Raw genomic sequence first — 10,325 nt, forward strand, 5'->3', positions numbered from 1 at the left:
GGGAAGCCGGGGCACAGGATGCCCCGGCGCCCCTTCGGCCCGCCCTGGTCAGAGCCCCCGCCGCCCCGCCGCCGCCGAGGCCTGCGTGCCCGACGCCCCGCCCGGTGCCAGACTGAAGTCATGGCCACGCTCAGCCAGTCCTTCCGGGGTCGGCTGGTACTGCCGGAGGATCCCGCTTACGACGAGGCCCGGCGGATCTGGAACGGCTCCGTCGACCGCTCCCCCGCCCTCATCGCCTACTGCACGGGCGTCGCGGACGTCATCGAGGCCGTGCGCTTCGCGACCGGGCCCGCGGCCGGGCTGCCCGTGGCCGTGCGGGGCGGCGGACACAGTTTCCCCGGGCAGTCCGTGTGCGACGGCGGGATCGTCGTCGACCTCTCGTCCATGCGCGGCATCCGGGTGGATCCGCAGGCCCGGACGGTCAGGGCGCAGGCCGGGGTCCTGCTGGGCGACCTGGACCACGAAACGCAGGAGTTCGGGCTGGCCGTACCGGCGGGGATCGTCACCCACACCGGGCTGGCGGGGCTCACGCTCGGCGGCGGGATCGGCTGGCTGATGCGCAAGTACGGGCTCACGATCGACCAGTTGCTCTCCGTGGACGTGGTCACCGCGGACGGGTCCTTCGTGAAGGCGAGCGAGGACGAGAACCCGGACCTGTTCTGGGGCGTGCGCGGGGGCGGCGGCAACTTCGGGATCGTGACGGAGTTCGAGTTCCGGCTCAACCCGCTCGGCCCGATCGTGCTGGCCGGTCCGGTGGTCTGGCCGATGGCCGAGTCGGCGCGGCTGCTGCGGTTCTACCGCGAGTGGATCACTGACGTGCCGGACGAGCTGACCACGGCGGTCGTCCACCGGAAGGCGCCGACGGCCCCGTACATACCGGCCCGGCTGCAAGGGGCGCCGGTCGTGATGATCGTGTGCTGCTACGCGGGCCCGGTCGAGGAGGGGCAGGAGGTGCTGCGTCCGCTGCGCGAGGGCTCCGGGTCGGCGCCCGTACTCGACCTGTGTACGCCCAAGCCGTTCACCGAGCACCAGGCGATGTTCGACCCGTCCTTCCCGCACGGCCGTTGGTACTACTTCAAGTCGTGCGACGTCGACCGTCTCACCGACGACGTCATCGACCGCACGGCCGAGCACGCGGCGCGGATCGCCTCGCCGTTCACGGCCTTCCCGATCTTCCAGCTCGGCGGAGCCATCGCACGCGTCGGGGAGGACGAGACGGCCTTCGGCGGGCGCGGCGCCGGCCACACCTTCAACATCAACGGGACGACGGAGGGCCCGGAGGGCTTCGACGAGGAGCGGGCGTGGGCGCGCGGCCTGTGGTCGGCGCTCGCACCTCACCAGACCGGGGTCTACTCGAACTTCCTGATGGAGGAGGGCGAGGAGCGGGTCGAGCAGGCGTACGGGGCGGAGAAGTACCGGCGCCTGCGGGAACTGAAGCGCCGCTACGACCCCGGTAACCTCTTCCGCCTCAATCAGAACATCCCGCCGGCGTAGTCCTCGGCGCGCCCCTGCCTCCCCTCTCCGGGGCCGGGCAGGGCGCGCCGTCGACGGACAGGGCTACGAGCCGGCGCGCGCCGACGGCACCCGCCCGGCGGCCTCCGCCTCCACGCTCGCGTCCTCTATGCTCGCGTCCTCCGTACTCGCGTCCTCCCTGCTCGCGCCCTCCGCGTTCACGGCGGCCCGCTGCACGGGCAGCTGCACCTGCAGCCCCCGCGGCCCGGACAGCACGTACACGAGCCCGAAGCCGGCGGTCACGACGATCGCACCGCCCACCGCGTCCAGCACCCAGTGGTTGGCGGTGGCGACGATCGCGCACACCGTGATCAGCGGGTGCAGCGCCCCGAGCAGCTTCTGCCAGCCCTTCGGCGCGAGCACCACGATCACGATCCCGCACCACAGCGACCAGCCGAAGTGCAGCGAGGGCATCGCCGCGTACTGGTTGGAGATCGCGGTCATGGCCCCGTACGACGGGTTGGCCAGGTCCTGCGGTCCGTGCACGGTGTCGATGAAGCCGAGGCCGGGCATCAGCCGCGGCGGCGCGAGCGGGTAGAGCCAGAAGCCTATGAGGGCCAGGACGGTGGCCAGGCCCAGGGAGGCGCGCGCCCAGCGGTAGTCGCCGGGGCGCCGCCAGTACAGGACCGCCAGGATCGACAGCGGGACCACGAAGTGGAAGGAGGTGTAGTAGAAGTTGAAGAAGGCCTCCAGCCAGGGCGTGTTCACGACGGCGTGGTTCACGGCGTGCTCGATGTCGAGGCCCATCGCCTGCTCGATCCCGAGGATCTGATTGCCGTTGCCCTCGGCGAGCAAGCGGCTGGTGGGGGCCGCCGCCCGGATGTGTGAGTAGAGCGAGTAGCCGACCCGTATCAGCAGGAGTTCCAGCAGCAGGTTCGGGCGGGACAGCACGCGCCGCCAGAACGGCAGCAGCGGCACGCGTGACCACCGGGCCGCCGCAGGCCGCCCGTAGTCGGTCGGCACGGGCTCGCGCCAGTACGGCGAGGAGCGCGGCAGGAACGGTACCGCGCACGCCGCGACCAGCGCGGTGAGCAGCAGCACGTTGTCGCGTACGGGGGCCAGCGCGGCCAGGTTCGGCAGCAGCACCGCGCTCGGCAGGGTCATGGCGAGGACCACGGCCACCGGCCACACGGGCCGGTCGGCGGCACGCTTGCCGACCTTGCCGGCGACGGCGAGCAGCACCCACAGGAGCTGGTGGCGCCAGCCGGTGGGGGACACGGCGACGGCCACGCAGCCGGTGACGGCGACGGAGAGCAGCAGCTGACCGTCGCGGGCGTAGCGGACCGCGCGGCGCAGGCCGATCCAGACGACGGCGGCCGCGAGGGCGGCGTAGAGCAGGATCTCGACGGGTCCGGTCAGGCCGAGGCGCAGCAGCGCGCCGTGCACGGACTGGTTGGCGAGGCCGTCGGGGGCGCCCCCGAGCCCGGTGCCTGCCAGGTGCTCGACCCAGTACGTCCAGGAGTCGCGCGGCATGGCCGCCCAGGACAGCGCGGTGGCGCCGGCGAAGGTCACGGCGGCGGTCCGCGCGGTGGGGCGGCGCCCGGTCAGCCACAGCAGCGGGGCGAAGAGCAGCAGCGCCGGCTGGAGCGCGGCGGCGAGGCCGACGAGGAAGCCCGCGGGCCGGTCGCCGGGCACACGGAAGACGGCCAGGAGCACCAGCAGCACGGGCAGGACGGCGGTCCGGCCCGGTGAGGCGGCCTCGCGGACGGGCAGCGAGACCATCATCAGGGCCGTCAGCACGGGCGCGGCGAGCAGCGCGGTGCGCCGTGGCACCGGGTCGGGCAGACCGCGCGCGGCGACGAGCCCGACGGCGGCGACGCACAGCAGCGTCACGCAGGTCCAGCCGACCTCCAGCGACGGCGCGGTGAGGCCGGTGAGGGGCTTGAGGACCAGCCCGGCGAAGGGCGTGCCGGAGAACTGGCCGCCGCCGTACAGCGACCCGGGGGTGCCGGCGGGGAGGTGCAAGGCGCTCAGCCACTCGCCCGGTGGCAGGCGCAGCGCGGCGGCGGCCTGTCTGACGGCGAGGACACCGACCAGCGCCCACAGGAGGAGGCGTGCCGCCCCGAGCCTGCCGCTATCGCCTATGACCCCGGCATGTCCGTTCGCACCACTGTGCTCTGCCGCGTTCGCCACGCCTCGCCGGCCTCCCGCCCATTTGACCGCAACCCCGACTTCGCCTGGCTGCCGCGCTTCATTACCCGCACGACGATATCTCCCGCGGGATACCTAGGATGGCTCCCATGAGCATCGTGAAGATCAACGCACTGACGGTTCCCGCCGAGCAGCGGGAAGTTCTGGAGCGGCGCTTCGCCTCTCGGGCCGGGACGGTGGAGGGTTCTGACGGGTTCGAGTGGTTCGAGCTGCTGCGCCCCGTGGAGGGCACCGACCAGTACCTCGTCTACACGCGGTGGCGTTCGGAGGAGGACTTCCAGGCGTGGATGGAGGGGCCGATGAAGGCCGCTCACCAGGGCGGTCCTGCGGGTGGTGGCGAGGGCGGCGGCGAGCGGCCGAAGCCGGCGGCTTCGGGTTCGACCGTGTGGTCGTTCGAGGTCGTGCAGCAGGCGGCACCGAAGAAGGCCTGACGCGGCGCGGCCGCGGGCCTCGGTACGCCGGGGCCCGGGCGGTGCCCTCGCGGGCGGGTCGCGGGCACCGGCACACCGGTCACAGGGCGCGGGCCCATCGCCCCGCCCCGGTGTGTCGGCTCGCATCCCGGCGTACGTCGGCACTGACACGGGCGCGGTCGTGTCGTCGCCCCGCCGCGGAGCGGCGGCACGCCGACACGTCAGCCGCGCACGCACGTCAGCACGTCAGCACGTCAGCAGGCAACGCATCAGCAGGTCAACGCGTCAACGCGTCAGCTCCAGAAGGCGTCTTCCTCGTCGATGTCCGCGGTGCACTGGTCGATGTCGGTGATCTTGTGGCCGACGATCGTGAAGAAGAGCCCTTCGCGGATCTCGATGCCGCGGTCGCCGCGGTCACCGCGCGCCGTGTGGAAACTCATCACATGCCCCCGCCCGTCCGCCAGCACCGATTCCAGGTGTACCTGGAAGGTGCCGTTCGTCTCCTCGCCGAGCCGGCGGTAGAAGTCGAGGACGTTCTCCCGCCCCTTGTGGTGCCCGGACAGTGGGTTGCTGCCCGGCACGTGGTGGATGACGTCGGCCGTGAGCAGCGTGCTCATCGTCTCCATGTCACCTCTGCCGAAAGCCTCGTAGCCGCGGCGGACCAGGGCACAGTCGGGATGCTCTGACATGGCGTTTCACACCCTCCGGGTATGCGCGGTTTTTCCTTTTTCCTATCATCAGCCCGGCCCTGTGGATATTCCACGCGGGAGATCCACCGCCCGCTCCACAATGACGCCATGAACACTCAGAGCGCACACGAGCACCGCACACCCACCACGGCGTGGACCGTGGCCCCCGAGCCGTTCACCAGCCCGGACGCCACCCTCCTGCGCCGGGCGTACTACGCCGAGGTCGCCGGCCGGTACTGGAGACGGCAGGTCACCGAGGCCGAGATCGACCAGGGGCTGCTGGACTTCCCGGACGACGGGCTGGTCCCGCCGACGGGACAGTTCGTCGTCGGCCGGCGGGGCGGCGAGCCACTGGCGTGCGGCGGCATACGCCTGCTCGACCCCACGACCGCCGAACTCACCAGGGTGTACGTCGACCAGCGCGCCCGCGGCACCGGCGGAGGCACGGCGCTGCTCCAGGTCCTGGAGGCACAGGGCCGCGCGCTGGGCGCCGAGCGGGTCCGGCTGGACACCCGGTCGGATCTCGTGGAGGCCCGGGCGTTGTACGCGCGGCACGGGTATGCGGAGATACCGGCGTACAACTCCGGGCCGTATGCGGAGCACTGGTTCGAAAAGCCCCTGGTCTGAGCGGCGAGTCCGCGCACCCTAAGGCGCGGCGTGGTCTCGCCGCGGCTCGGCGTCGTAGGGCTCCTCGGCGTCGGATCCGCACAGCTCCGTGTTGATCTCCTGGACCAGTTTGACCAGGTCGGTCGGGCGGTCCGGGCCCCACCAGTCGCCGAGCAGTTCGGCGAGGGACTCCTGTCGCGCCTCGGCGAGTTTCGCGGCGGTCGCGCGGCCCTCTTCGGTCAGGACCAGCGGCAGCCCGTCCCGGACGGCGAGTCCGCGCTCCTCGATCTGGCGGGCGGCGTCCGTGATGACCTTCAGCGGCACGTTGACCCGCTCGGCGAGCATTGCGGGCTCCGCTGAGCCGTATCTGTTGATCCGCAGCAGCAGCCAGCTGGCGGCGGGCAGCAGGTCGTAGCCCGCCTTCTCGGTGATCTTCTCGTAGACGTGGCGACGCCCCTCGCGGGTGCCGAGCACCGTCAGCGCGCGGGCGACCTCGTCGTGGGAGGAGCGGTGGACGGGGTTGGAGGCCAGGGTCTCGGTGACATCGGGTGCGGTGACCGAGCCGCGGAGCGTGTCCTCCTTCAGGAACCAGGCCACCACGAAGGCGATCAGGACGACGGGGACGGCGTAGAGGAAGACGTCGGTGATGGAGGTCGCGTAGGCGTCGAGCACGCGGGGCTGGAGGTCGGCGGGAAGCGCACTGATGGCCCGGGGGTCGGCCTCCAGCTGTGCGACGTCCACGCCTGGCGGCAGCGCGGCGCCCGCGAGGGCCTCGGTCAGCTTGTCGTCGAGCTGGTTGGTGAAGACCGTGCCGAAGACCGCGACGCCGAAGGAGGCGCCGATGGAGCGGAAGAAGGTGGCCCCGGAGGTGGCGACGCCGAGGTCGGCGTAGCTGACCGCGTTCTGCACCACCAGGACGAGCACCTGCATGACCAGGCCGAGTCCGGCGCCGAAGACGAAGAAGTAGACGCTCGTCTCCCAGGTGGAGCTGGTGCGCTGCAGCTGGTGCAGGAGGAGCAGGCCGATGGCGGTGCCGGCGGTGCCGGCGAGCGGGAAGACCTTCCACCGGCCGGTGCGGCTGACGATCTGGCCGGAGGCGGTGGAGGAGATCAGCATGCCGAGCACCATCGGCAGCATGTGGACGCCGGACATCGTGGGCGAGACGCCTTGGACGACCTGCAGGAAGGTCGGCAGGTAGACCATCGCGCCGAACATCGCGAAGCCGACGACGAAGCTGATCACCGAGCAGAGGGTGAAGGTGCGGACGCGGAACAGGCCCAGCGGCAGAACGGGTTCGGCGGCCTTGCGCTCCACCAGGAGGAAGACGGCGAGCAGCACGGCGCCGAGGACGGCGAGAGCGATGATCCGGGCCGAGCCCCATCCCCAGGTGCCGCCGAGGGAGGCGACGAGCACGAGGCAGGTGGCGACGCAGGCGATGAGGAAGGTGCCGAGGTAGTCGATGGTGTGCTTCGAGGAGCGCGCCGGGATGTGCAGGGCGGTGGCGATGACGACGAGCGCGACGAGACCGATGGGGAGGTTGATGTAGAAGACCCAGCGCCAGGACAGGTGGTCCACGAACAAGCCGCCCAGCAGCGGGCCCAGCACGCTGGTCGCGCCGAAGACACCGCCGAAGAGGCCCTGGTACTTGCCGCGTTCGCGGGGCGGGACGATGTCGCCGACGATCGCCATCGACAGCACGATCAGTCCGCCGCCGCCCAGGCCCTGGAGGGCGCGGAAGCCGATCAGCTGGGGCATGTCCTGGGCGAGCCCGCACAGTGCCGACCCGATCAGGAAGAGGACGATGGCGTACTGGAAGAGCTTCTTGCGTCCGTACTGGTCGCCGAGCTTGCCCCACAGGGGGGTGGCGGCGGTGGCGGCGAGCATGTAGGCCGTGACGACCCAGGACAGGTGGGCCAGGCCGCCGAGGTCGCTGACGATGGTCGGCAGGGCGGTGGAGACGATGGTCTGGTCGAGGGCGGCGATCAGCAGACCCAGCAGCAGGGCGCCGATGGAGACGAGCACCTCGCGGGAGGCGTGCTCGGCGGTGGGGTCGGACTTCTGCGGGCCGGGAGCGGGGTCCACGGCCTTCGTGGGCACATCCTCAGCCATCGCTTCCTCCTCAGCCGGATCAACATCTCCATCCTGAGCGGTGTGTCCGGTTATGGCCTCTCGGGCGGTTGGGAGGGGCTTGACGGGTCTGCATAATCGCAGGCAATGGCCAGGGAGGGAGTCCAGTGAACGGTGAGCACTGTCCAGATTGCGGCGCTGTCGGCGCCGGCTGCGGGTGTGCGCCGGGTGTGGGTTTCAACCCTTTGCGCATCCGCCCGTACGTAACGCTGCCCGACCCGGGCGAGCCGGACGCACCGGCGCCCCCGCCGCCCATATCCGGCGTGGTGACCCCGGCCCCGCACCCGGTGGCGGCGCAGGACGACACCCCGGCGTACGGGATTGCCGTGCCGCCAGCCGACGGGCCGTGGAGGGAAGGGCCGGAGCATGCGCCGCGCCCCGCCGAGACGGTCCGGCTCCAGCCGGTCCCGGAGGCCGGGTACACGTACAGCGGTGTCAGCGGTGACGACGTAGGGGGCGGGGGTGGGGGTGGGGGCGGGGGCCCGGAGAAGCGGACCGGCGCTGCCACCCGCAAGCCGCTGACCCTGCTGCTCGTCGCCGCGTCCGTGGTCGCCCTCAGCGGGACGGCCATGGCGGTGTGGGTGCTCCCGACGTCCGCCGGGAGTGATACCGCCATGGTGGCCGCGAAGCCGTCGGCGCCTGCGACGAGCACCGCTCCGGCCGCGTCGTCCGACGGTCCGGCCTCGGCCAGCCCGTCCCGCTCGGCCTCCCCGTCGCCGAGCGCCTCGAAGTCGGCGTCGCCGTCCCCGAGCGCCTCGAAGTCGGCGCCCGCTTCCCCGAGCCCGTCGCCCAGCGCAAGCCGTTCGTCCAGCCCGCCGCCCGCGCAGGCCCCGATCCTGCGGTACGGGGATTCGGGTCCGGAGGTGGAGAAGCTCCAGCGGCTGCTGGCGGCGCAGGGTCTGTACCGCGGCAAGTTCGACGGAAAGTTCGGCTGGCGGGTGGAGGAGGCCCTGTCCGACTTCCAGTACGACCAGGGCATCGACGACCAGGAATGGGGCTTTTACGGTCCGGTGACCCGCAAGGCTCTGGAGGGATAGGCGTCACACGTCAGCAATTGGCGCGGACCGCCCTTCATTTTGTATCGTGTAGGAACAAAGTGGTTCCGTCCTCTCTCCCTGACCGGTGGACGGAACCACTTGTTCTCTTTTCCCGCCCGTCTGGAGCCCCGCCGATGCCGGCCAGCACCGCCACCACACCCGTCGTCCTCACCGCCAAGGCCCTGCTCCTGGACATGGACGGCACGATCGTCAACTCCGACGCGGTGGTCGAGCGCTGCTGGCGCGACTGGGCGGTGTCCCACGGGCTGGACCCACAGGAGGCCCTCAAAGTGGTCCACGGCCGTCAGGGCTACGCCACCATGGCCGTGCTCCTGCCGGACCGCCCGATGGCGGTCAACCACGCGGAGAACGCGGTGATGCTGGCCCGCGAGACAGCCGACACCGACGGCGTGGTCCCCGTCGCGGGAGCCCCGGCCTTCATGGCGGCCCTCGAGGGCCTGCCGCACGCCCTCGTCACCTCCGCCGACGCCGCCCTGACCGACGCCCGGATGACCGCAGCCGCCCTGCCGATGCCCGCGGTACGGGTCACGGCCGAATCCGTCGAGGCCAGCAAGCCCGACCCCGAGGGCTTCCTCAAGGGCGCCGCCGCCCTGGGCGTGGCCCCGGCCGACTGCATCGTCTTCGAGGACTCGGCCGCAGGCATCAGCGCCGGCCGGGCGGCGGGCATGCGCGTGATCGGTGTCGGCCCCCGCGCGGCCGCCCACGCCCCCACAGCCCACGTCCCGGACCTGACGGCCCTCCACGTCACCACCACCCCCGACGGCTCGATCCACGTCACACTCGGGGCGGCGTAGGAAGCACGGGCAGGGCGAGAGGGCAGGGGCGAGGGCGGGGCTGCGGGAGCCGGGCGCCCGGCCTGAATGACACTGCGCGGCGGGGCTGCGGGTGGCGGAAGCGGGGCGGCGGGCGGGGTCGGGACCGTGCGGCGGGGGCTCCGGCAGGCGGAAGCCGAGCGGTCAGAGCCGAGACCTGCGGCGGGGGCTTCGGTAGGGGGAGCCATCTGGGCGGCATCAGGGATGGTTTGGGGGTTTCCCGTCAGTCTCATCGTCTCTCCGTGTCGGGCCGGTCCCTCAAGGGCGCTCCTTCGTCGCGTCGCTGCGCGATGGCCTGCGGCCACCCTTGACCGACCGTCCCGCCACGGACATACGAAGACCGACGGGAACCCCCCAAAGGAACGGGCCGGCCATTCCCGATCCACAACAGCCCGATCAGCGACCCCCGGCCGGGGCTCCGGAGGGGACGATCCCCGGACGGGCTCACCCAGACCACCCGCCGAGTCGATGGGCGCACCGAATCGCTACGTGCTCCTCACATCTCAGCGTCCGACGACCGTCTGTGGCTGGTCAGACGCAACAGATCGCTGCACCCGCCTTCCCTTTCGGCGTCTGCGGCCCACCCGCCTCGACATAGCCCGCCACGGATCGCTACACGCTCCCGACGAGCGCGACTAACGGCCGCCTGGGGTTGATCAGGGCCGGAGAGGGCCCTGAGAAGGGGGCGGAGGGGCGGATGCTCGGCTCAGCCGAGGTGTACCCCCATCAAGACGAGGCCCGCATCACGAGACGATGTCCAAACTGGGGTAATTCAGGGCAATCTGTTGGCCTTTTCGGCTGTCCATGCCACCAGACCCGGGTACACATCGGCATAGCCGTTGTCTGCCGCTTTTCCTGCCCCAGACGGCTGTCAGACGCCGTCATCGAGCACCCCAAGGACCGTGGGCGGCCTATGACCAGCCACAGACAGCCGCCATCCGCCATCACCGGGAAGTGTGT

At 71.7% G+C, this 10,325-nt stretch carries 8 protein-coding genes; 5 read left to right on the forward strand and 3 right to left on the reverse strand.

The features are described from left to right. Positions 1-120 precede the first annotated feature (120 nt). Positions 121-1,494 (forward strand): FAD-binding oxidoreductase, encoded by a 1,374-nt coding sequence (locus tag ACWGIF_RS36965; protein WP_453504134.1) that lies wholly within the window; start codon positions 121-123, stop codon positions 1,492-1,494. Between the two features lie 63 nt (positions 1,495-1,557). Here ACWGIF_RS36965 and ACWGIF_RS36970 read toward each other — a convergent pair whose 3' ends face one another. Continuing rightward, positions 1,558-3,645 (reverse strand): bifunctional glycosyltransferase 87/phosphatase PAP2 family protein, encoded by a 2,088-nt coding sequence (locus ACWGIF_RS36970; RefSeq protein WP_453504136.1) that lies wholly within the window; start codon positions 3,643-3,645, stop codon positions 1,558-1,560. 107 nt (positions 3,646-3,752) lie between these two features. Between ACWGIF_RS36970 and ACWGIF_RS36975 the strand changes: the two genes are divergently transcribed. Continuing rightward, the gene (locus tag ACWGIF_RS36975; RefSeq protein WP_453504137.1) at positions 3,753-4,094 is read left to right on the forward strand and encodes an antibiotic biosynthesis monooxygenase family protein; all 342 of its coding nucleotides are present in this window, start codon (positions 3,753-3,755) and stop codon (positions 4,092-4,094) included. A 272-nt stretch (positions 4,095-4,366) separates the two neighbouring features. Here the strand turns inward: ACWGIF_RS36975 and ACWGIF_RS36980 are convergent, their stop codons facing one another. Beyond that, the gene (locus ACWGIF_RS36980; RefSeq protein WP_453504138.1) at positions 4,367-4,762 is read right to left on the reverse strand and encodes a nuclear transport factor 2 family protein; all 396 of its coding nucleotides are present in this window, start codon (positions 4,760-4,762) and stop codon (positions 4,367-4,369) included. Positions 4,763-4,870: 108 nt separating this feature from the next. On the opposite strand from ACWGIF_RS36980, the gene ACWGIF_RS36985 reads away from it, so the two are divergent. Further along, positions 4,871-5,389 carry a GNAT family N-acetyltransferase gene (locus ACWGIF_RS36985; protein ID WP_453504139.1) on the forward strand — a complete coding sequence of 173 codons (519 nt, stop codon included), beginning with the start codon at positions 4,871-4,873 and terminating at the stop codon, positions 5,387-5,389. A gap of 18 nt (positions 5,390-5,407) precedes the next feature. Here ACWGIF_RS36985 and ACWGIF_RS36990 read toward each other — a convergent pair whose 3' ends face one another. Beyond that, a complete protein-coding gene (locus tag ACWGIF_RS36990; protein ID WP_453504141.1) occupies positions 5,408-7,477 on the reverse strand; it encodes a DHA2 family efflux MFS transporter permease subunit in 2,070 nt (689 codons plus the stop codon). A gap of 188 nt (positions 7,478-7,665) precedes the next feature. Here ACWGIF_RS36990 and ACWGIF_RS36995 point away from each other — a divergent pair, with 188 nt between their 5' ends. Further along, positions 7,666-8,532, forward strand: coding sequence for a peptidoglycan-binding domain-containing protein (locus ACWGIF_RS36995; protein WP_453504143.1), 867 nt, complete (start codon positions 7,666-7,668; stop codon positions 8,530-8,532). Between the two features lie 134 nt (positions 8,533-8,666). Further along, a complete protein-coding gene (locus tag ACWGIF_RS37000; protein ID WP_453504145.1) occupies positions 8,667-9,347 on the forward strand; it encodes an HAD-IA family hydrolase in 681 nt (226 codons plus the stop codon). Positions 9,348-10,325: the final 978 nt, after the last annotated feature.

It is taken from the genome of Streptomyces sp. NPDC054849, from assembly GCF_053610945.1.

Bases quoted from the DNA above. Each gene is read 5' to 3' on its own strand.
- ACWGIF_RS36985 (WP_453504139.1), top strand. From the start codon at position 4,871: ATGAACACTCAGAGCGCACACGAGCACCGCACACCCACCACGGCGTGG.
- ACWGIF_RS36965 (WP_453504134.1), top strand. From the start codon at position 121: ATGGCCACGCTCAGCCAGTCCTTCCGGGGTCGGCTGGTACTGCCGGAG.
- ACWGIF_RS37000 (WP_453504145.1), top strand. From the start codon at position 8,667: ATGCCGGCCAGCACCGCCACCACACCCGTCGTCCTCACCGCCAAGGCC.
- ACWGIF_RS36990 (WP_453504141.1), bottom strand. From the start codon at position 7,477: ATGGCTGAGGATGTGCCCACGAAGGCCGTGGACCCCGCTCCCGGCCCG.
- ACWGIF_RS36975 (WP_453504137.1), top strand. From the start codon at position 3,753: ATGAGCATCGTGAAGATCAACGCACTGACGGTTCCCGCCGAGCAGCGG.
- ACWGIF_RS36980 (WP_453504138.1), bottom strand. From the start codon at position 4,762: ATGTCAGAGCATCCCGACTGTGCCCTGGTCCGCCGCGGCTACGAGGCT.